General features: G+C 31.6%; 22 protein-coding genes. 14 read left to right on the plus strand and 8 right to left on the minus strand.

The genetic code is table 11. The features are described 5' to 3' along the window. Positions 1–31: 31 nt before the first annotated feature. Together Q4512_RS11990 and Q4512_RS11995 are read right to left on the minus strand one after the other, a co-directional pair. A complete protein-coding gene (locus Q4512_RS11990) occupies positions 32–1045 on the minus strand; it encodes an NAD-dependent epimerase/dehydratase family protein (protein ID WP_303424892.1) in 1014 nt (337 codons plus the stop codon). 61 nt (positions 1046–1106) lie between these two features. Further along, positions 1107–1676 carry a Crp/Fnr family transcriptional regulator gene (locus Q4512_RS11995; protein WP_303424894.1) on the minus strand — a complete coding sequence of 190 codons (570 nt, stop codon included), beginning with the start codon at positions 1674–1676 and terminating at the stop codon, positions 1107–1109. Positions 1677–1916: 240 nt separating this feature from the next. Between Q4512_RS11995 and Q4512_RS12000 the strand changes: the two genes are divergently transcribed. The 9 genes from Q4512_RS12000 (at position 1917) to Q4512_RS12040 (ending at position 11981) form a co-directional block, all read left to right on the plus strand. After that, positions 1917–3533, plus strand: coding sequence for a CTP synthase (locus Q4512_RS12000; protein WP_303424897.1), 1617 nt, complete (start codon positions 1917–1919; stop codon positions 3531–3533). Positions 3534–3660: 127 nt separating this feature from the next. Beyond that, complete coding sequence (yidC, locus tag Q4512_RS12005; protein ID WP_303424898.1) at positions 3661–5562, plus strand: membrane protein insertase YidC; 1902 nt, start codon at positions 3661–3663, stop codon at positions 5560–5562. A gap of 97 nt (positions 5563–5659) precedes the next feature. Further along, positions 5660–6358, plus strand: coding sequence for a toxin-antitoxin system YwqK family antitoxin (locus Q4512_RS12010; RefSeq protein WP_303424901.1), 699 nt, complete (start codon positions 5660–5662; stop codon positions 6356–6358). Positions 6359–6686: 328 nt separating this feature from the next. After that, entirely contained in the window at positions 6687–7874 is a 1188-nt protein-coding gene (mnmA, locus tag Q4512_RS12015; protein WP_303424904.1) for a tRNA 2-thiouridine(34) synthase MnmA, read from the plus strand. A gap of 157 nt (positions 7875–8031) precedes the next feature. Further along, positions 8032–8973: a nitronate monooxygenase family protein gene (locus tag Q4512_RS12020; RefSeq protein WP_303424906.1), complete on the plus strand. Its 942-nt coding sequence runs from the start codon at positions 8032–8034 to the stop codon at positions 8971–8973. 50 nt (positions 8974–9023) lie between these two features. Next, positions 9024–10409: an MATE family efflux transporter gene (locus Q4512_RS12025; RefSeq protein ID WP_303424909.1), complete on the plus strand. Its 1386-nt coding sequence runs from the start codon at positions 9024–9026 to the stop codon at positions 10407–10409. Next, complete coding sequence (locus Q4512_RS12030) at positions 10396–10623, plus strand: hypothetical protein (RefSeq protein WP_303424912.1); 228 nt, start codon at positions 10396–10398, stop codon at positions 10621–10623. Before Q4512_RS12025 ends, Q4512_RS12030 begins: the two co-directional genes overlap by 14 nt. 141 nt (positions 10624–10764) lie before the next feature. Further along, positions 10765–11343 (plus strand): phosphatase PAP2 family protein, encoded by a 579-nt coding sequence (locus Q4512_RS12035; protein ID WP_303424915.1) that lies wholly within the window; start codon positions 10765–10767, stop codon positions 11341–11343. Between the two features lie 95 nt (positions 11344–11438). Further along, positions 11439–11981, plus strand: coding sequence for a DinB family protein (locus Q4512_RS12040; protein WP_303424918.1), 543 nt, complete (start codon positions 11439–11441; stop codon positions 11979–11981). A 22-nt stretch (positions 11982–12003) separates the two neighbouring features. On the opposite strand, the gene Q4512_RS12045 is transcribed toward Q4512_RS12040, so the two are convergent. Genes Q4512_RS12045 through Q4512_RS12055 form a run of 3 tightly spaced genes read right to left on the minus strand, consistent with a single transcriptional unit; the run spans position 12004 to position 14970 of the window. Then, positions 12004–13641 carry a glycosyltransferase family 39 protein gene (locus tag Q4512_RS12045; protein WP_303424920.1) on the minus strand — a complete coding sequence of 546 codons (1638 nt, stop codon included), beginning with the start codon at positions 13639–13641 and terminating at the stop codon, positions 12004–12006. Then, positions 13625–14257: a lipid-A-disaccharide synthase N-terminal domain-containing protein gene (locus tag Q4512_RS12050; protein ID WP_303424923.1), complete on the minus strand. Its 633-nt coding sequence runs from the start codon at positions 14255–14257 to the stop codon at positions 13625–13627. Before Q4512_RS12050 ends, Q4512_RS12045 begins: the two co-directional genes overlap by 17 nt. Beyond that, a complete protein-coding gene (locus Q4512_RS12055) occupies positions 14257–14970 on the minus strand; it encodes a glycosyltransferase family 2 protein (RefSeq protein ID WP_303424926.1) in 714 nt (237 codons plus the stop codon). Before Q4512_RS12055 ends, Q4512_RS12050 begins: the two co-directional genes overlap by 1 nt. A 183-nt stretch (positions 14971–15153) precedes the next feature. On the opposite strand from Q4512_RS12055, the gene Q4512_RS12060 reads away from it, so the two are divergent. Continuing rightward, a complete protein-coding gene (locus Q4512_RS12060; protein WP_303424929.1) occupies positions 15154–16095 on the plus strand; it encodes an NAD(P)-dependent oxidoreductase in 942 nt (313 codons plus the stop codon). An 8-nt stretch (positions 16096–16103) separates the two neighbouring features. Here the strand turns inward: Q4512_RS12060 and meaB are convergent, their stop codons facing one another. Both meaB and Q4512_RS12070 read right to left on the minus strand, forming a co-directional pair. Continuing rightward, positions 16104–17174 carry a methylmalonyl Co-A mutase-associated GTPase MeaB gene (gene meaB / locus Q4512_RS12065; RefSeq protein ID WP_303424932.1) on the minus strand — a complete coding sequence of 357 codons (1071 nt, stop codon included), beginning with the start codon at positions 17172–17174 and terminating at the stop codon, positions 16104–16106. An 80-nt stretch (positions 17175–17254) separates the two neighbouring features. After that, positions 17255–17809: a DUF2911 domain-containing protein gene (locus Q4512_RS12070; RefSeq protein WP_303424935.1), complete on the minus strand. Its 555-nt coding sequence runs from the start codon at positions 17807–17809 to the stop codon at positions 17255–17257. 173 nt (positions 17810–17982) lie between these two features. Between Q4512_RS12070 and Q4512_RS12075 the strand changes: the two genes are divergently transcribed. The 4 genes from Q4512_RS12075 to Q4512_RS12090 all read left to right on the plus strand — a co-directional run bounded on the left by Q4512_RS12075 (position 17983) and on the right by Q4512_RS12090 (position 21372). After that, the gene (locus Q4512_RS12075; protein WP_303424937.1) at positions 17983–18534 is read left to right on the plus strand and encodes an RNA polymerase sigma factor; all 552 of its coding nucleotides are present in this window, start codon (positions 17983–17985) and stop codon (positions 18532–18534) included. Next, the gene (locus tag Q4512_RS12080) at positions 18518–19081 is read left to right on the plus strand and encodes a hypothetical protein (RefSeq protein ID WP_303424939.1); all 564 of its coding nucleotides are present in this window, start codon (positions 18518–18520) and stop codon (positions 19079–19081) included. Before Q4512_RS12075 ends, Q4512_RS12080 begins: the two co-directional genes overlap by 17 nt. 12 nt (positions 19082–19093) lie before the next feature. Continuing rightward, the gene (locus Q4512_RS12085) at positions 19094–20551 is read left to right on the plus strand and encodes a hypothetical protein (RefSeq protein WP_303424941.1); all 1458 of its coding nucleotides are present in this window, start codon (positions 19094–19096) and stop codon (positions 20549–20551) included. Between the two features lie 125 nt (positions 20552–20676). Then, positions 20677–21372, plus strand: a complete 696-nt coding sequence (locus tag Q4512_RS12090; RefSeq protein WP_303424943.1) for a peptidoglycan DD-metalloendopeptidase family protein — start codon at positions 20677–20679, stop codon at positions 21370–21372. On the opposite strand, the gene Q4512_RS12095 is transcribed toward Q4512_RS12090, so the two are convergent. Further along, on the minus strand, positions 21366–22121 hold the full coding sequence (locus Q4512_RS12095) for a T9SS type A sorting domain-containing protein (RefSeq protein ID WP_303424945.1): 756 nt from the start codon (positions 22119–22121) through the stop codon (positions 21366–21368). The two genes, Q4512_RS12090 and Q4512_RS12095, sit on opposite strands and share 7 nt — an antisense overlap.

A 22121-nucleotide genomic window follows, 5' to 3' on the forward strand; every position in this document is an offset into this window, starting at 1 on the left:
TACTATAGTTAAAAATGAATGATACATCGTGTTATATAGCGTTTTCTTTTTGCCAATCGTTTTTCAGATATTTCAATGCGTCTTCCAGAGCTTTTCTTGAAGGTTTAGGATTAAAATCTAGTTCTTCTTTTGATTTACTAATATCATAATCTTGTTTTAAACCATAAAACATATCTACGTAATGTCTCTGTAATAAAGGCTCTTTCCCTGTCAGTTTACTACTAAATTCCATTAAACCAGCAACAGAATATAATAGACATTTTGGTGCTTTTTTAGGTGTTTTTAGTTTTAGTTCAGGATATAATTCTGAGGCTATTTTTACTGTTTCTTGTATCGTAGTGTGTTGTTCGTTCGATAAAATATAACGTTCTCCATTTCTGCCTTTTCGCATTGCTTGATAAGCACCAAAAGCAACATCTTTTACATCAACCCAATTTAAAGTCATGTTTGTATCTATAGGAATCTCTCCATTTAAAGCTTGATGAACTAAATTATTACTGTAACTTAATTTATGAGCTTCACATCCAATCATAGCAGAAGGCAAAATCAAAACGGTTCTGATACCGTATTTTTCACCCAATTCTAATGCTAATTTATCGGAATCGTTTTTAGAGTTATAATACCAATTTCTTCTGTCTTTGTTATATCCATTGTCCACATTAGCGGGTAATTTGGTAAAATCTAAACTAGCTACAGAACTTACATATACAATGTTTTTAACACCACATTCTTTTGCCATATCAAACACATTTTGTGTTCCTTGCATATTATTATCATAAATTTCAGTTATTGGGTCTTTTGCCCACATGCTAAAATTTGCAGCCACTGCATATACGTTTGTAACTCCTTGAAATGCTTTTTCAAGTGATTTCCTATCCATAAGATCTGCCTGTACAACTTCGCAATCTAAACCTTCAAAAGGTTTCGTGTTTTTTGTGTTTCTAACAGTAGTCCTTACGTTTTGATTATTTGAAAGTAATAACCTAACTAAGTTGTTTCCTAAATGACCTGTTCCTCCTGTTACTAATGAAATTTCGTTGCTCATAATTATTAAATTTTGTTTGAACAAATTTCGATAGATTTGAAGCGCTTAGAAATAACATTTGTTAGAAAGCGATTTGTTTTCTAATACGACTTAAAGATTGAGGTTCCATTCCTAAAAAAGAAGCGATATTGTCAATAGATACATTTAAAGCTAAATTTGGATACTGATTTACAAATTTTAGATAACGCTCTTTTGCTGTTAAAACTTGAAAATCTTTAACACGCTCTAATTTACAATTCAAATGCGCATTGGTTACATCTTTCACAAATATTGCCCAGAATTTTGTTTCTTTTTGTAAAATGTCAAAATCAGGTTTTGATATTTTTATAAGGCTACAATCTGTGATAGCCTCATAATAATCTAGAGAAGGTGTTTCAGTCATAAAACTATCTAAAGAAGTGAAGAAATCTTGTTCCGTTACAAGGTGCTGTACAATAATTTTTCCGTCGATATTTTGATATCCTTTTACAATACCTGTATCTATAAAATAAATGTATCGCTCCACTTTTCCTGCTTCTAAAAGATTCGTTTTTGCAGGAATTTTTTCGGAAACGAAATGGTTATTTATTAATTCAATTTCGTTTTGAGTTAAAGTGGTTTTTGATTGTATGTAATTAATTAGATTTTCCATTGTTGTGTTATAATGGTATATAATAATTCTGTAATAAAAAAATGTTTTATAACCAGTCTGGCTAGTCACATATGTTTTTATCAAGCTTGAAACGAAGTTCGACATTTTTTCTGACAAATTCAAATAACATACGCTTCTAAAACGCCTTAAAACTACTTATTAATTTGACTAAAAATAAAACACTAAAAACGGAAAATTTCAACTTAAAATCGTAAATTTGCTCGCGTTTAACAACGCAACATGACAACTACAACAAAATACATATTTGTAACAGGAGGAGTAACATCTTCCCTTGGAAAAGGGATTATTGCTGCCTCTTTAGCGAAACTTCTTCAAGTACAAGGTTACAGAACTACCATTCAAAAATTAGATCCTTATATCAATGTAGATCCAGGAACACTTAATCCTTACGAACATGGCGAATGTTATGTTACAGATGATGGCGCTGAAACCGATTTAGATTTAGGGCATTACGAACGTTTTTTAAACGTACCAACTAGCCAAGCGAATAATGTAACTACAGGACGTATTTACCAAAGCGTAATTGAAAAAGAACGTCGTGGGGAGTTTTTAGGAAAAACGGTTCAGGTAATTCCGCATATAACAGACGAAATTAAAAACAGAATCCAAATTCTTGGTAACTCTGGAGATTACGATGTGGTTATTACAGAAATCGGTGGTACTGTTGGTGATATTGAATCGCTTCCCTATGTAGAAGCTGTGCGTCAACTAAAATGGGATTTAGGAGATAATAATGCTATTGTTATTCATTTAACATTAGTTCCTTATTTATCTGCTGCTGGCGAATTAAAAACAAAACCAACCCAACATAGTGTGAAAACATTAATGGAAAGTGGTGTTATGGCAGATATTTTAGTTTGTAGAACAGAACATGAACTACCAGAAGAATTACGAAGTAAACTAGCTAAATTTTGTAATGTAAGAGAAGAAGCAGTAATTCAATCTATAGATGCTTCTACCATTTACGATGTGCCAAATTTAATGTTAGAACAAGGTTTAGATAAAGTAGTCTTAAAAAAATTAGATTTAGAAAGTCATACTCCCGATTTAACCCAATGGAATAAATTTTTACAGCGACATAAAAATCCTAAAACCGAAATAACAATTGGTTTGATAGGTAAATATGTAGAGTTGCAGGATTCGTATAAGTCTATTTTAGAGGCATTTATTCACGCTGGAGCAGAAAATGAAGTTAAGGTAAATGTAGAGTCTGTACATTCGGAGTATTTAAATAAAGACAATGCCAAAGTAATGCTATCCCATTTAGATGGTGTTTTAGTGGCTCCAGGTTTTGGAGAACGTGGAATTGAAGGGAAAATTAGTGCTGTAAAATATGTGCGTGAAAATAATATTCCTTTCTTCGGAATTTGTTTAGGTATGCAAATGGCAGTCATAGAGTTTGCTAGAAATGTACTAAAAATAGAAGATGCAAATTCTTCTGAAATGGATCCAGAAACTAAAAACCCAGTAATTAGTTTAATGGAAGAACAAAAGACGATTACTGAAAAAGGCGGAACGATGCGTTTAGGAGCTTGGGCCTGTACTCTTAAAAAAGATAGTATCGTAGCAAAAGTCTATAAAACAGAAGCAATTAACGAAAGACATAGACATCGTTACGAGTTTAATAATATTTATAAAGCGCAAATTGAAGCTGCAGGTATGCTAGCAACTGGATCAAACCCTGAAACAGGTTTGGTCGAAATTGTAGAGTTACCAGAACATCCTTGGTTTGTTGGTGTGCAATACCATCCAGAATATAAAAGTACGGTTTCTAATCCGCACCCATTATTTGTGGCATTCGTAAAAGCCGCATTAAAACATAAAAAAAAGAAATAAAGATTAACTAACGTGTCACAATGGCATAAAAATAAAGTTGGATTACTTTTTGTGTAATTCAATTTCTCTACTTCTCTTTAAGAAAGAAGAAAATAAAAATAGATTACCGCTTTCGCGGAAAATAAATATGGAAGAAAAAAAACTAGACCTTAATTCAATAATAGGATTCATCCTAATATTTGGAATTTTAGTGTACATGATGTACACCAACCAACCATCTCCTGAAGAACTTGAAGCAGAAGAAAAAGCAAAACTAGAGCAAGTTGAAGCAGAACAAAAAGTAGAAATACAAGACAATACTTTGGTAACAACTGCCAATGATTATTCTGCAGCAACTGTAACAGATTCTTTACAACTTGTTGCACTAAATAATAAATTAGGCGCTTTTGCTTATGCATCTACTTTGCCATCTGCAACCAATAAAGAAACCTTAGTAGAAAATGGTGTGCTTTCTTTAAAGTTTAGCAATAAAGGTGGGTATCTTAGTGAGATTAAATTAAAGCCTTTTGTAGATTACGACTCTATTCCAATTTATTTAGTAAAGGAAAATAATACCGCTTTTAATATTAATTTTAATACTTCCGATAATAGAAATCTTAATACACAAGATCTGTTTTTTGAACCAACTGTTACCAAAAACGGGGAGAATACAGTAGTTTCTATGAAACTAAAAGTGTCTCCAACACAATTTTTAGAATACCGATATGAGCTGAAACCTAACGATTTTATGGTAGATTTTACTATTCGATCACAAGGTTTAAGTAGTATTGTAAATGGTTCGCAAAAAATTAATTTAGATTGGAAACTGAAAACGTTTCGTCATGATAAAAGTATCTCTTATGAAAATAGATATACGCGTTTAACGTACCAACATGAAGAAGATAAAATAGACAAATTAAGCCCTTCAGGTGATGATGAAGAAATTCTTGAAGACGTAAGCTGGTTATCGTATAGACAACATTTTTTTAGTTCTATATTAGTTTCAGAAAAACCTTTAAAAGAAGTAACTGTCACTTCTAAAAACTTAGTTTTAGATGAAGAAATTGATACTATTTCTACAAAAATATTTACGACTAAAATGCCATTAGAGTTACAAGCTGGTGAATTTAATCAACCTTTAAAATTCTATTTTGGACCAACAGATAACAATACACTTAAGAAGTACGATATAGGCTTAGAAGACAGTATTCCTTTTGGATGGGGGATTTTTGGGTGGATTAACCGTTTCCTTTTTGTTCCGTTATTTTCTATGTTAAGTGGTTTCTTACCATATGGTATCGCTATTGTTGTTATGACCGTTTTAATTAAATTATTACTTTCATTCGTACAATACAAACAGTTTTTGTCGCAAGCAAAACTTAAAATTATTAAGCCAGAATTAGATGCTATTAAAGAAAAGTATAAAGACAATAAAATGAAAATCCAACAGGAAACCATGGCATTGCAAACCAAAGCAGGAGCAAGTCCTTTAAGTGGTTGTTTGCCAGCTTTAATTCAGCTTCCTGTGTTTTATGCTCTGTTTCAGTTTTTTCCTTCTGCTTTCGATTTAAGACAAAAAAGTTTTCTTTGGGCAGACGATTTGTCCTCTTATGATGTAGTAGCTGAGCTTCCGTTTCATATTCCTTTTTATGGAGATCACGTAAGTTTATTTCCAATATTAGCATCGATAGCTATTTTCTTTTACATGAAAATGACTACAGGACAACAAGTGGCAACGCAACCAACGCAAGAAGGTATGCCAGACATGCAAAAAATGATGAAGTATATGATCTACTTCTCTCCATTAATGATGTTATTTTTCTTTAATAACTACGCATCTGGTTTAAGTTTATACTATTTTATTTCTAATGTTATTAGTATTGGAATTATGTTAGTAATCAAGAATTATATTTTAGATGAAGATAAAATTCATGCTAAAATTCAAGAAAATAAGAAGAAGCCTAAAAAACAAGGTAAATTTGCAAAAAAGATGTCCGAAATGATGGAACAGGCTGAAAAGCAAAAACAAGCACAACAAAAAAAGAAGTAATCGCCTTCTTTTATAAAATGAAAGCTGCTAATTGTTTTTAACTTTGGCAGCTTTTTTGTTATAACAATTTTAGCTTTAAAAAAACGTTATTTAAATTATGAAAAATATACTATTCCTTTTTGTTTTTTTACTACCAATTTTTGCTTCTGCGCAAGATGTAAACCTATTGGATGCTAACGGTAAGCGTCATGGTGTTTGGAAAAAGAATTTTGATAATACAAAAGTTTTACGATACCAAGGCACGTTTTTTCATGGTAAAGAAATTGGTGAATTTAAGTTTTATAAAAATGTAAATGGTAAAGCAGTTTTAGCAGCCAATAAACAATTTAACAAAGACAATAATATCGCACAAGTTTCTTTTTATGCTTCTACAGGAAAACTAATTAGTGAGGGCCAAATGAATGGTAAATTATATATTGGTACTTGGACTTACTATCAAAACAAAACAAAAAACATATTAAGTAAAGATACCTATAATGATAAAGGGGAATTGCATGGAGAGCGTTTGGTGTATTATGACGATGGTGTTTTAGCGCAAACAGAAACATACGTAAACGGGAAACTTCATGGTCCTTCTATTTGGTACACCGAAAAAAGTGTTGTTGTAAAAAAATATGTTTACGATCAAGGAGAATTACATGGTCCAGCAACTTTTTTCGATAAAGATGGAGTTCTTATTTTAGAAGGGCAGTACCAAAGAGATAGAAAGCATGGCCTTTGGAAATACTATGAAAATGGAAAACTTGTTAAAGAGAAAGATTTTACCAGAAAGAGTAATAATCCATACAAACGATAAGTTGAAATAGGTGCAAAATATAAGCTCCTTACTTTCGTAAGGAGCTTTTTTAGGTAGTCATTCTTGTTATGAGTAAGCTATTAATCAATCTAAATGAAAGGGGTTACCTAAAATTGTAATGCTAAACTATAAAAAAAAAGAATATCTCTTTAGTTTTTATTTGTTTTTTCGACTAAATACATACCCTTTTAATAAAGCATTATAATTAAATACCATTCAAAATTTTTTATTTGTAATTTTGCAACATGAGATTAATTCTTAAATACAACGGTTTTAATAATTTCAGTTTTGATGAATTACATCTGATAAATAATACAAAAAATAACAGATGAAAAGAGTAATAGTAGGACTTTCAGGCGGAGTAGATTCAAGCGTAGCTGCATACTTATTAAAAGAGCAAGGTTATGAAGTAATAGGCTTGTTTATGAAAAACTGGCATGATGATACCGTAACTATTTCTAATGAGTGCCCTTGGTTAGATGATAGTAATGATGCAATGTTGGTTGCAGATAAATTAGGCATTCCTTTTCAAACCGTAGATTTAAGTGAACAATATAAAGAACGTATAGTAGATTATATGTTTCATGAATATGAAAAAGGAAGAACACCAAATCCAGATGTGCTTTGCAATAGAGAAATTAAGTTCGATGTGTTCATGAAGATTGCTTTAGAACTCGGAGCAGATTATGTTGCTACTGGTCATTATTGCAGAAAAGGCACTATAGAAAAAGAAGGCAAAGAGACCTATCAATTGCTTGCTGGAGCAGATGGTAATAAAGATCAATCGTACTTTTTATGTCAATTATCACAAGACCAATTGGCAAAAGCATTATTTCCTATTGGTGAATTACAAAAGCCAGAAGTAAGAAAAATTGCTGCCGAACAAGATTTAATTACAGCAGATAAAAAAGACTCTCAAGGATTGTGTTTTATTGGTAAAGTGCGTCTTCCAGATTTTTTGCAACAGCAATTAAAACCTAAAGAGGGTGTTATTGTTGAAATTCCAGAAAACAATCCTTCTTTTCATACAACAGCACCTAGCTTTTCTAATAAAAAAGAAGAACTAATATACTTGTCTGAAAAAACAAACTTCAAGGTACAAGATGGTAAAGTTGTTGGGAAACATCAAGGAGCACATTATTTCACAAAAGGACAGCGTAAAGGATTGGCTGTTGGGGGGACAATAGAACCTCTATTTGTTATTGATACAGATGTTAACGATAATGTAATTTACACAGGGCAAGGTAAAAACCATCCTGGTTTATATAAAAAAGCGCTTTTTGTAGCTAAAGAAGAAATCCATTGGGTTCGCGAAGATTTAGCGTTACAAGTTGATGAAAGCATGCAGGTATTAGCAAGAATAAGATATCGTCAAGATTTGCAAAGAGCGACCTTACACCAAGTAAATTCTGGAATGTATGTAGAGTTTGAAGAAGCACAATCTGCCATTCAAGAAGGTCAATTTGTGGCTTGGTATCATGACGATGAACTTTTGGGTTCTGGGGTAATTTCATAATTATCATTTTCATATAATGTGAGTTCGAGAGAAATTGTTTTACAATTTTATATCGAGAATATTTCAATTGCCAAATTGCAATCAAATCCGTAAATTTCAAATTCGAAACTAAATATCATACTTAGCCTGTCGAAGCATCTCTAATAAAATCAATAAAATGCAAAATAGAATCACGAAACTTTTTCATATAAAACATCCAATTATTCAAGCTGGGATGATCTGGAATTCTGGTTGGAAACTAGCCGCAGCAGCAAGTAATTCTGGAGTATTAGGACTTATTGGAGCAGGGAGTATGTATCCAGATGTTTTAAGAGAACATATTCAGAAATGCAAAAAAGCAACCAATAAGCCTTTTGGTGTAAACGTACCAATGTTATATCCTAACATTGAAGAAATCATGAATATTATTGTAGAAGAAGGTGTAAAAATTGTATTCACTTCAGCAGGAAACCCAAAAACGTGGACCAATTGGTTGCAAGAAAAAGGTGTTACTGTGGTACATGTAGTAAGTAGTGTAAAGTTTGCATTAAAAGCACAAGATGCAGGTGTAGATGCTATTGTAGCAGAAGGTTTTGAAGCTGGAGGACATAACGGAAGAGACGAAACTACAACACTCACATTAATTCCAATGGTTAAAGAACAGTTACAAATACCATTAATTGCTGCAGGAGGAATTGCTACAGGACAAGCCATGTTAGCAACTATGGTTCTTGGTGCAGATGGGGTGCAAGTAGGTAGCAGGTTTGTTGCTAGTGAAGAAAGTTCGGCACATCAAGCATTTAAAAAAGTGGTTGTTGATGCTAAAGAAGGAGATACGCAACTTACTTTAAAAGAATTAGCTCCAGTACGTTTGATAAAAAATAAGTTTTATAACGAATTACAAGAGCTATACAAAAGCTCACCATCACCAGAACAGCTGAAAGAATTACTCGGTAGAGCAAGAGCAAAACGTGGTATGTTTGAAGGTGATTTAGAGGATGGTGAATTAGAAATCGGACAAATAGCAGGACTTATTCACGACATTAAACCTGTTGCGCAAATTGTGGAAGATATGGTACAGGAGTTTGAAAATGCGAAGGATAGAATATCCAGTTTATAAATGGTAAAATAAAATTCGCATAACCAAAACCGAAGCATTACTTTTACCAAATGGTTTTAAGTAAATACACCAAAGAATTTAAATACAACTGGAAGCTTGCAGCACCTGTAATGCTAGGTATGCTTGGTCATACCTTTGTGCAGTTTATAGATAATATTATGGTTGGCCAATTAGGTACTGCAGAATTAGCTGCTGTATCTCTTGGTAATAGTTTTATTTTTATTGCAATGTCTTTAGGTATTGGTTTTAGTACAGCAATTACACCTTTGGTGGCAGAAGCAGATACTGCAAACGATTTTAAACAAGGAAAATCGGCTTTCAAACATGGTTTGTTTTTGTGTACGGTTTTGGGAATTTCCCTTTTCTTTTTAGTATATTTTGCTAAACCGCTTATGTACTTAATGCAACAACCAGAAGAGGTTGTTGCTTTTGCAATTCCGTATTTAGATTTGGTGGCGTTTTCTTTAATTCCGTTAATTATTTTTCAAGCTTTTAAGCAATTTAGTGATGGTTTATCTATGACTAAATACCCAATGTATGCAACCATTTTAGCAAATGTTATTAATGTAGTTTTAAACTATCTGCTTATTTTTGGAACTTTTGGTTTTCCAGAATTAGGTATTATTGGTGCTGCTTATGGTACTTTGGCTTCGCGAATTGTCATGGTTGTTTATTTGTGGTGGTTATTAAAAGGAAAAGAAAAATCTAAAAACTATGTAACTAATATTAAGTTTTTTGTGCTAGAAAGTAGCATGATAAAAAAACTGATAAGTTTAGGAGCGCCAAGTGCCATGCAAATGTTTTTTGAAGTAGCCATTTTTACTGCAGCCATTTGGTTAAGTGGTTTGTTAGGTAAGAATCCGCAAGCAGCAAACCAGATTGCTTTAAATTTAAGCTCGATGACCTTTATGGTTGCTATGGGTTTAAGTGTTGCATCGATGGTTCGTGTTGGTAATCAAAAAGGGCTTAAAAATTATGTCGAGTTGCGCAGAATTGCTTTTTCATTATTTTTATTAGGAACAATATTTGCTAGCTGTTTTGCTTTATTGTTTTTTGTGTTTCATAACCAACTACCTAAGTTATATGTAGATTTTGACGATGCCAAAAACCTTGTAGATAATACGGAAGTAGTTGCAATAGCATCTAAGTTAATGCTTGCAGCTGCTATTTTTCAAATAAGCGATAGTCTTCAAGTTGTTGTACTTGGAGCTTTACGTGGTTTGCAAGATGTGAAAATTCCAACCATTATTACTTTTGTTTCGTATTGGCTTGTTGGTTTTCCAATTAGTTGGTTTTTAGGAAAAGAGGACGCCTACGCTAGTTTTGGCATTTGGTTAGGTTTACTAGCAGGACTAACAACTGCATCTATATTATTGTATATTCGTTTTAACTATCTAACAAAAAAATTAATTCATTCAAAACATGGAACTACCTAAATTTATTCTTGGCGACAACACAGATCATCCAAACGCTATTTTTGTTATTCATACTGAATTTCCTATGTTTATAATAAACTTGGAAGATGATGAAGTAGAATGGTTAGAAGATTTTGATCAGCATGACCAAAAAGAATTAGAACTAGAAACCGAAAATTTAATTAAAGAAGCAACAGCTTTTTACGATAGAGAAGTAGAACGTTACGAAGATTAATTGCGTTAAGGATTGAAGTGGAAATCCTTTTTTATTTTTCTTAAAAAAGATTGCAACGTAAAGCCTGACTTTTTGCAATAGGAAAGCTATTCTATACCTGCGGAGTTTTGTTGTAAAAAGTAACGCCCAAAAACATTAAAAATGCTAGATCAACTAATACAATACGATAAAGAATTATTTTTATTCTTGAATAATTTAGGAACACCTACTTGGGATGCATTTTGGTTATTAGTTACCAACAAGCTTACTTTTATTCCATTATATGCTTTCTTATTGTTTTTAATTTACAAACGATTTGGACTAAAAACGTTAGTGTTTTCTGTTTTGATAATTGTGTTTATGGTTACTTTTACAGACCAAATAACCAACCTTTTTAAAGATGGATTTAAAAGGTTAAGGCCTTGCAGACAAGAAGGAGTAATGGAGCAAATGCGTTTTATAGCAGTGCGTTGTGGTAAGTATGGTTTCTTTTCTGGGCATTCTTCTAATACTATGGCAGCTGCTGTTTTTACTGGTTTATTTTTAAGACCTTATTATAAAAAATTAATTTTTATTCTGCTTTTTTGGAGTGCAACGGTAGCGTATAGTAGAATTTATGTTGGTGTGCATTATCCTTTAGACGTTTTTTGTGGAATGACCTTTGGAGCGCTTTCTGGTTTTATGTTTTATAAAATACTGAATTATGTGATTCAGCGTTATGTAGTACAGCAAGAGGCCTAAAAAAATCTAACTGTTTATAATAGTTTCTATTTAATGCGTTATTACTCTTAGATTGATAATTAGATATATAAACGAAATTAATGAAAGTAAATACGATGAGAAATATACTTGTTATAATAACGTGCCTACTATTTAATTTTTTAACAACACCACTGTTTGCACAACAGGATAATTTTATCAAGGATTATTTAGAGCGATTAGAAAATTCTAAAAAATATTTAATTCTTGTTGCAGAGACAATGCCGGAAGCTAAGTATAACTATAAAGCTACTTCAGAGTCTTTGAGCTTTGCCGAAAACTTATTGCATATAGGTTATGCTTTAGATTGGCATAGTGAGTCGTTGTTGGGAGAACGTGAATCAAGAGATTGGAAAACAGATACTGTTTATAAGGTGGCTAATAAATCTAAAGTAGAAATGATTGCTACAGTAGGGGAAACTTTCGATGCTGCAATACAATTAATTGCACAGTTTGATATTGCGCATTTAGAAGATAAGCTAGATTATTTTGGTTTGCATAGATCTAAAAGACAAATCCTCTTATTACTAGCAGACCATATAACGCATCATAGAGGGCAAATGCTGGTTTATATGCGATTAAACGGACTTGTTCCTCCAAGATATGTTTTGTTTCAGTAGTAGCATGAAAAACGTATTCATTTTACTCTTTTTTAGTTAGTACATAGTAATTACATGATAATCTACCATTATGAGAACTAGAACCAAGGGCAGCAGTATTTAGATCGTAAGTTGATATTTTTTCGATAGTATATATGGTATTTAACTTGGCTTGATCTTCAGGTGATATGCCATTAGTTAGCATGCCAAAAGTATTTTCTTTTGGAAAGTTATAGGTGTTTTCGGCCTGTTTTATATTTGGGATCTTACTGCCAAATTGCCAAATCATTTCTGGGGAAACATAATTAAAAGAATACACGTTTAAATTTGTAGCAGAAGCTTCTTTTTTTAAATTTGAAATAGGAGTATAATTACTACTAATTAAAGCTTTGCTTAATGGTGAAACAGTAAGTGTAATAGAAGTAAAGAATAGTACAGTATACATAAAAACCTGTTGTATGTTTTTTCTTTTTAAATGAATTAAAATTAAAATACCTAGTGGCACCAAAATTAAAGAAGCTAGTAGATACCAAAACCAATACCCAGCTAAATTATCTTTTAAAAAGAGATATGCTACTATAGGAAAAACAATACCGATGCAACCAATTAATCCAAAATTAAAATATACAGGAATAGTTTCTTTTTTATTTTTTAAGTGTTTAAATTTTCGGAATAAATACTCCATATAAAACCCAATATTTATAGCTAATGGAATTAAAACAGGCATGAGATAGCGTGATTTTTTTTCAGGAATTACAGAGAGTAACACCACAGCAATTATGGTCCATAAAAAAGAAAATGTATAGGCTTTTTTATTACTCACTCTGTGTTTTAAATACGGATACAGTAAGCTAATAAACGCTGGGATAGTCCATAATCCGCTTTGAGTAAAAAAGCTCCAATAGTAATAAAATGGTCTTACATTATAACTAGACCAATTGCCCGTTTCTTTTTTTGTAATCGCTTCAAAAGTCGCTGGGTCTTCCATTCTTACGTATATAAACCACCAAGAACCAATTATTAAAGCTAATAAGAGGACGCTAAAATAGGAAAAAGCTTTTGTTTTAAAATTACTAAATTTAAAGGTAAAACCATAGGCAATTAAAAATGGAAGCAGCAAAGCATACATAGAAACTGGGCCTTTACACATAAAGGAGGAACCAATAAAAATTCCTGCAAAGAGGGAATGTTTCCAATAGTTTTTTTCGGATTTAAAAAGTAGAAATAAATGATAGATTGCCACTAGCATAAAACCATGTGTAAAAATATCCCAAGGCGCTTCAATAATTATTGCAATAACATAGAATGCGCTAATAACAATTAGTGCATTTATAAAACTATGTCTATTCTTTTTAAGTATTTGATACGACAGTTTATACATAAAACTACCCATAAGCATAACCATAATTGCAGCTGGTAATCGTAAGCCAAAAATGCTTTTTATTCCAAAAATTAAACTAGAAATCGCGGCAAGCCAAGTAGGTAAAGGTGGTTTTTGGTACCTGGCTTCTCCATTCATAGTCGTTAAAAGCCAGTTATTATCTACTATCATTTCGCGAGCAGTAATAAAGTTTCGAGCTTCCATAATAGAAACAGAAATGGTTTCTAAATTTGGTAAAAGCATAATTGCTACCAAAATACAAACACTAAGAATTGGGTGTTTTTCAAGTGCTTTTAACATAATTCTTTTTTAATAGCATTAAATTCCTACTATAAATAACTGCTCCAAAAAGCTGACCAATGAATAAAACAGGATCTCTTCTAATAGTAGCATAAGTTAATATTAAAATGGAACCAATTAAACTTAAAAGCCAAAAACCAAAAGGCAAAGAAGATTCTTTGTGTTTTTCAGAATATAGCCATTGGTATACAAAACGCAAGGTAAATACTACTTGCGAGACTATACCAAGTATTAATAACCAAAACGGAATGGCTTCGTTTTTAAATAAGCGATCTACATCTATGGTATTGTTGTTAAAATAAAAGATAGAAATAAAGACAGGAACCAAAAGCAATAACCAACGCATTATTTTAGGGAATTTTTCCCACTGATTTTGTAATTGTAAATTTCGTATATAAATAAAATAGGTGAGACCTTGACCAAGCATTATAGCAAAGTCGTCGCGTAAATAACCATAAACAAATAAAAGAAAAGAGGCAAATAAACTTAATGTCCAGAATAAAGTTGGTGTTGATACTTGTTTTTGTTTTTCGCTAGTAATCCATTGTATTATTAATCTAGAGGAGAATAATATTTGTGCAGTAAACCCTATGCTATATATTATCCAGTTGTTCATTAACCTTGTTTTTCAACGGAATAATTAATGTGTTTTTTCTTCATCCATAGATAAGCAAAACAATCTGTTAATGGACCAAGTAATCTATTCCAAACACCAAAATTTGCTTGGCCAGCTATTCTTGGAAAGTGTTGCACAGGAACTTGTGTTATTTTTCCGTTTTGCAATAAAATCATAGCAGGTAAAAAGCGATGTAAGCCTTTAAACATTGGAATGCGTTTGGCATATTCTGTTTTTATAACTTTTAGAGGACAGCCAGTGTCATCCATACCATCATGGGTAAAGCTCCTTCTAATTCCATTTGCAATGATTGAAGACAGGTTTTTTACAAAACTGTCTTTTCGGTTAGCACGAACCCCAGTTACTAAATCGTAAGTGCCAATATCTTTTAAAAGCAAGTTGAAGTCTTCAGGTGCAGTTTGTAAATCACTATCTATGTAACCAACTAATTCGGTGTCGGTATAATCGAAACCAGCTTTTATAGCAGCACTTAAACCGCTATTTTTTTCGAAAGAAATATATGAAAATTCAGGATTTCTATTACAAATGGTTTCAATTAATTCTTGGCTTTTGTCTTTAGAACCATCATTAACAAATAGTATTTTGGTAGTTTTAATTGCGATTTTAGTATATGCAAGTAATTCTTTTTCAACTCGTAATAAATTGTCTTCCTCATTATAAACAGGAACAATAATGGTAAATTGAAAATTCATAAAAAAGGAATTAATTATACAAATGTATTCTTTTTTAAGGAATAGAAATTCTTTATAAAAAAAAATATGTTTCTTTGTAATATAATACTCTTATATGAACCTTTCATAACTAGCATTTAATATTAAAACGAATGACTAAACTTGGAAGCACCATGTGACCGTTAAAAAAAATAGAATAGACACATGAAAATATTAATTACTGGAGCTGCAGGCTTTATAGGTTCGCATACTGCCGAACGTTTACATGATTTAGGACATGAAGTTATTGGTATAGATAATTTTTCGCCTTATTATAGTTTAGAATTAAAAAAACTAAATGAAAAAGCCCTAAGCGACAAAGGTATTACAGTAATTAATGCAGATTTAAGGGATGTGAATTTAGCGGAAGTGTTACCTAAAGACATCCAATATATCTTTCATTACGCTGCCCAACCAGGGATTTCTAAAACATCGACTTTCGAAGATTATTTTACTAACAATATAATCGCAACAAAAAACCTAATTGATTATGCACTTACTTTAAACGATTTAGCGCTTTTTGTAAATATTGGTACTTCTTCTATCTATGGCTTACAAGCTACTTTTCCAGAGGATATAGCTCCAAAACCTGCTTCACATTATGGGGTAACTAAATTAGCAGCAGAACAATTAGTACTTCAAAAAAGTAGAGAGAAACATTTTAAATCTTGTTCTTTGCGCTTGTACTCGGTTATTGGACCAAGAGAAAGACCAGAAAAAATGTATACTAAGCTTATTGCTTGTGCTTTTAATGATGATGCTTTTCCGCTTTATGATGGTAGTGCAAGTCACTTACGAAGCTTTACTTATGTTGGCGATATTGTTGATGGTGTTGTAAGTGTTATTAATAATGAAGCTAAAGTAGATGGTGAAATTATTAATCTTGGTACAGAAGTAGAACATACAACACAAGAAGGTATTGAAGCTGTTGAAAAAGTGATTGGTAAGTCTATAAAAATTAATCATGTAGAAGCAAGAGCAGGAGACCAATTACGAACAAAAGCAAATATTGATAAAGCTAGAAAATTACTGAATTACAATCCGAAAACGACACTATTGCAAGGTGTTGAAGCGCAGGTGAATTGGTATAAGGAGTATTTTTTGTAACTTATTTTTTATAAGCTTAACAAATAATCTGCAGCAGCAAATGGAGTTGTTTCGTTGTCTTCAATACGTTGCAACTGTATTTGTAGAGCATCTTTAATTTTTTCATTGTTGAAGAAATCCGTTTTTAAACGGTTTTCAATAGTTTGAAGAAGCCAAAACTTATTTTGCTCGTTTCGTTTATGGTTAAGGTAATTGTTTTTAGAGGTAATAGAAATGTACTCTTCAATAATTGTCCAAATTTCTGCAATACCTTGGTTGTGTAACGCACTACATAAAGAAACTTTAGGTTGCCAACCTGAATCTTTTTCAGGATAGAGGTGAAGCGCTCTGTTGAATTCTACTTTTGCAAGTTTTGCTCTTTTTTCGTTATCGCCATCTGCTTTATTAATAGCAATAGCATCCGCCATTTCAATAATACCGCGTTTTATACCTTGTAATTCGTCTCCAGCTCCAGCGAGTTTTAGCAGTAAAAAGAAATCGACCATACTATGTACCGCAGTTTCACTTTGTCCAACACCAACGGTTTCAATAATAATAGTATCAAAACCAGCAGCTTCACAAAGAATAATCGTTTCTCGCGTTTTTCTTGCAACACCACCAAGAGATTCTCCAGAAGGTGAAGGTCTTATAAATGCATTTTTATCTTTCACCAAGTCTTCCATTCTGGTTTTGTCACCAAGAATACTTCCTTTGGTTAGCGAACTACTAGGATCAATAGCTAAGACAGCAACTTTTTTCTTTTGACTTGTTAAATACGTTCCAAAAGCTTCAATAAAGGTGCTTTTTCCAACTCCAGGAACTCCGGTAATACCTACGCGAACCGATTTATTGGCATGGGCTAAACAAGCTTTAATTATGATGTTTGCTTTTTTTAAATGCGCAGCGTTTTTACTTTCTACTAAAGTAATGGCTCTACTTAATGCAGTAATATTTCCTTTTAAAATCTGCGAAACTAAATCTTGTGCACTTGGTTGTGCTTTTCGTTTTTGTTTAATGTTTTGAATAGAAGTAGCATTGGTAATTTCACTTACTGAAACACCTTCTTTTTCTTGTAAAGCAGATTTTTTTTGTTTTGCCACTTTGTTATTGTTCTTTAATTCTAAATGTATCTCTTATTTTTTGAAATAAAACAAGTGAGAATCGAAATGGGAATGTAAGTTTACTTTAACGGAACCACAACCATCGTATTATCCCAAGCCATGGTTAGCGATAAGTTGTCTGTAGAGTTATCGAAACCAATAGTGAATTGCTCTACAGTTGTATCAATCTTTTTAACAGGAACACTAATGTTTACAATATCAAATTCTGGAACACGCATTGGTTTCATTTCCATATCTACTCCCCAAGAATATTGTTTAGAGTTAAACATGACATTCCATGCAGTGTCGTTTGGTATAGTCCAAATTGTATATTTTCCAGCAGGAAGGGAATCTTTGCCAATTTTTAAAGGTTTATTGGTTTCAAATGTAGTAGCTTCGTTCGCTCCTGTACGCCAAACTTGGTTATACGGTACAAGTGCTCCAAAAACTTCGCGATCTCTTTTAGATGGTCTATTGTAAAAAACCTGGAGTTTAATATCTTCAACTTGAAAACTAACCGTTTTTTCAGGACTTAATCGTTGGCTAAATAAACCATCGTTCTTATACGAATAAATAGAAACAGCAACCAATGCAACTGCTAATAATCCAATAACCCATTTTAAAAACCTATTCATTTTAAATTTTTTTAAATAAAATTTACGAGTGTAAAGATACTTTAAAGTAAGCATCTTTAAAAAGGTAATGCAAATTTCTTACCAATTATTTAAAAAAATATTATCTTTTTTGCAACACAACAATTTTTTAATCGTCTTTAAGGAGAACAAACCAAAAACCATAATTGAAAAGCGTGTTTCAAACGGAAATTATTGAAAAATGTAAACAAAACAACCGACTAGCACAAATGCAGTTGTACAACCAGTATTGCAATGGTATGTATATTGTTGCTAATCGATTTGTTAAGGATGCAGCAGAAGCAGAAGATGTAGTACAAGAGGCTTTTATTAAAGCGTTTTCTAAACTACATCAATATAAAGCAGAAGTAACTTTTGGTGCTTGGTTAAAACGTATTGTTGTTAATAAAAGTATTGATTATTTGAAATCTAAAAAGCAACAAGTGGTTGCATTAGAAGAAGTGCACTTAAAAGTAATTGATACACCAAATAATGACGAATGGTTGGTAGATGATACAATAACTGTTGCAGAAGTTAAAAATGCAATAGATACATTACCAGAAAAATACCGATATGTTCTTACTCTTTTTTTAATGGAAGGTTATGATCATCAAGAGATTTCTGAAATTTTAGATATCTCGCAAGTTGCATCTAGAACCCAGTTATCTAGAGGAAAACAAAAATTGCAAGAATTATTAAAACACAAAAAAGATGGCACAAGATATTAGAGATTTATTAAAGCAAGATTTGCAAGAGCATAACAAAAAAATGCCAAAAAATCATGAAGCTAGATTTCTTGATAAGCTAAATAAAGCATTACCAGAAGCTCAAAAACCAAAATTTAATTGGATGCAAATAGCTGCAAGTGTAGTAGTCTTTATAGGTTTAAGTTTTGGCGCTTTTAAATATTTTAATAATCCAGCAGTCACTATAGATAATAATGTAGCAACAGTGGAAAATACGAAAACCCTAGGGGATGTTTCTCCAGACTTAAAAAAAGTGGAAGATTATTACTTAGCAAATATTAATCTAGAATTATCTAAAGTAAAACTAACACCAGAAAACAAAGAAATGTTTGACGGTTATGTTCAACGCTTAGAAGATTTAAAAAAAGAATACGGTAAACTATCTGTAGAGTTAACACAAAATGGTCCAACCGAACAAACCATTAATGCGCTTATCGATAATTTAAAATTTAGATTAAACTTATTACACCGATTAAGAGAACAATTAAAAACATTAAGTACACTTGATACCAATCAAGAGGTCATTTAAAAACATATAAAAATGAAAAATTTAAGAATAACAATTCTGATGCTTTTTGTCGCTTTAAGTAGTGTAGCACAGCAAAAACTTGAAAAAATATCACAATCTATAAATGTAAATAAAGACGTAGTAGTTGAATTAAACACAAGCCACACCAATATTGAAATAGAAACTTGGAACAAAGATATTATTGAAATTGAAGCTTATATAGAAAGCGATTTACTATCCAAAGAAGAACTACAAAAGGTGTATGATGCTTGGCAAGTACAAGTAAATGGATCGAAACAATTAGTTACTATAGAAACCGAAGGAGTATTAAATTCCTGGTCTAATGAAAGTGTCTCGATTTTTGATGAGAACTCCTTAGAAGCTTTAAAAGAGTTAGAGTTTAAGCTAGCAGATTTACCAGTTATGCCTTTAGTAGAAGGATTAATGGAATCGTTAAATTTATCCGATATGCCAAAAATGCCTAATCTTCCAGATTTACCAGATGGCATGAATAATTTTAATTTTGATTATGAAAAATACCAAGATGAAGGAGAAGATTATCTAGAAAAATGGAGCAAAGAGTACGAAGATAAATATGGAAAAGAGTATGCTTATAAAATGGAAAATTGGGCAAAAAAGTTTGATGAAAAAGATTGGAAAGCATACGAAAAGAAAATGGAAGCTTGGGGAGAACAATTTGGTGAAAATTTTGAAGAGCAGTTTGGAAATGACTTTGAAAAAAGAATGGAAAAATGGGGGAAAGATTTAGAAAAATCTATTGAAGATAGCGACTTCGAAGAAAACATGGAAGCTTGGGGGGAAGCATTTGGAAAACGTCTTGAAGAATCTATAGAAAGAGCTTTTGGACAAGAAAGTCAAGAAGATAATAATGAAGAATTATTTTCAAGATCCAAAAAAACAAACCTAAAAGTAAAGAAAACAATAATAATTAAGATGCCTAAAAAAGCAAAACTTAAATTAAATGTAAGACATGGTGAACTTAATTTAACCTCTGTAATACATGATTTAAAAGCAGATGTTTCACATTCTAATTTTACAGCAAATACCATTGATGGAAGCCAGACTTCCATCAATGTTTCTTATTCTCCAGTTAAAATTTCAAACTGGAATGCTGGTGAATTACATCTTAATTATGTCGATCAAGCTAAAGTTGAAACAGCAAACAGCTTGGTTTTAAGTGCAAATTCATCGAATGTTAGTATTAAAAATGTAGTGAGTAATGCAATAATTGATGGTAGTTTTGGAGATTTGGTGATTGGTAATATATCTAGTGATTTTAAAAATATTAATCTTGTTCTCGAAAACAGCGAAGCCAATGTGAAACTACCACAAGGCGATTTTAATTTGTTTTATAAAGGCACAAAATCTATTTTTAACAACGAAAGCACTTCTAGTAAAACGGTAAGTAGTGATAGTAATAAAACCATTGTTATTAATGCAAAGTATAGTAATGTTATAGTAAAAAAATAAGCTTATTTAACTTCATGTTTTTTTATTTAGAGTTTTTTTAGATATTGAAACAGGTTCCCAATTATAAAATTTTATTCTTCAATTTTTATTCCTTTATACTTACTTTTGAAAGAAACTAGTATTGTATGTATTCTGAAGATTTCTCTCTATTTTTAAATAGTATTTCTGCAAAACCTCTTCGTGTATTAGATGCAGCTATTTCTAATTCCCAATATATTTCAATAGATTTATCTGAAAATAATCCAGACTTAAAAAAGTTTGACATCTCTTCTTCTAATGCTTGGCAAGAGTATATAAATAATTACCTTGAAAAAAATAACAAAACAGTTGCTTTTGGAGGTTATTTAGAGAAGAGAAACCTATATAAGAGAAGTCTTTATTTTAATCAAGAAAACAGTGAGCATGAACGAAACATACATTTAGGTGTAGATTTATGGATTGCTGCTGGGACTAAAATATATACGCCTTTAGATGCTACTGTACATAGTTTTAAAAATAACACCAATTTTGGCGATTATGGTCCTACTATTATTTTAATTCACAATATTAAAGGAGAATCTTTCTTTACACTTTATGGCCATTTGAGTTTAATATCTATTGCAAATTTAAAAATTGGGCAAACTTTTAAAGCAGGAGATTGTATTGCTACATTAGGGGAAGCATCTGTTAATGGTGATTATGCACCACATTTACATTTTCAAATTATAAGAGATTTAGAGGGTAATTATGGCGATTATCCTGGAGTTTGTAACAAAAAAAATCTGGACAAGTTTAAAAAAAACTGCCCAGATCTTAACACTCTACTAAAACTAAACTATTGATTAATAAGTACTTTAAATGTGACTACTTCATTTTCTGTAGATGTTATGGTTACAAAATATAAAGCTTCTTTTAGATTTCTAACTGGAATAGCCATTTGGTTCCCCATAGTATTTATACTGTTTATTTGCTGGATGCGTTTACCATCGATACTATGTATGGTAATGTTTTCAATTTCTGATGCTGTATTTGTTTTTATATAAAGCACATCGCTAACAGGATTAGGAAATACAGAAAAAGAATCTCTAAAATCATTTTGGTTTGTAGAAAGTGTAGCTATAATAATATTATTTGTAGATCCTGTAATATTTTCTGCAGAAGTGTTGGAAACTCCAGTTCCATTTGGTTCTGCATTAGAGTATAATACATGTTCTATCATAACACTTTCAGTTGTGTTTATTACTTCAAAAACAGCAGTAAATAATGTAGTAGTTCCAAATACATCATTAAAAGCGCCAGCGGAATATCTAATAACACCAGGCACACTCGTGTCGTTAGATAAAGGAATATTTAAATCTGTATTGTCTGGAGTTAAACTATTTAACTGTATAACAGTTTCATTAAATTCTAAATAAAGTTGTACCACCCTGTAAGGTGTAGTACCAGCCACAGCTTGAATGGTATAAGTAAATGTTTGGCCAACAGATAAAGGGGGAATGGCATCTACATTTGCAACGAGATCTACTGTTTGTGCTTTTAAATTTGCACCAGCAATAAAAAAGAATAGTATAAGTAATTTTAAAGTTTTCAT

It is taken from the genome of Oceanihabitans sp. 2_MG-2023, assembly GCF_030547245.1.
Taxonomy (GTDB): Bacteria; Bacteroidota; Bacteroidia; order Flavobacteriales; family Flavobacteriaceae; genus Oceanihabitans.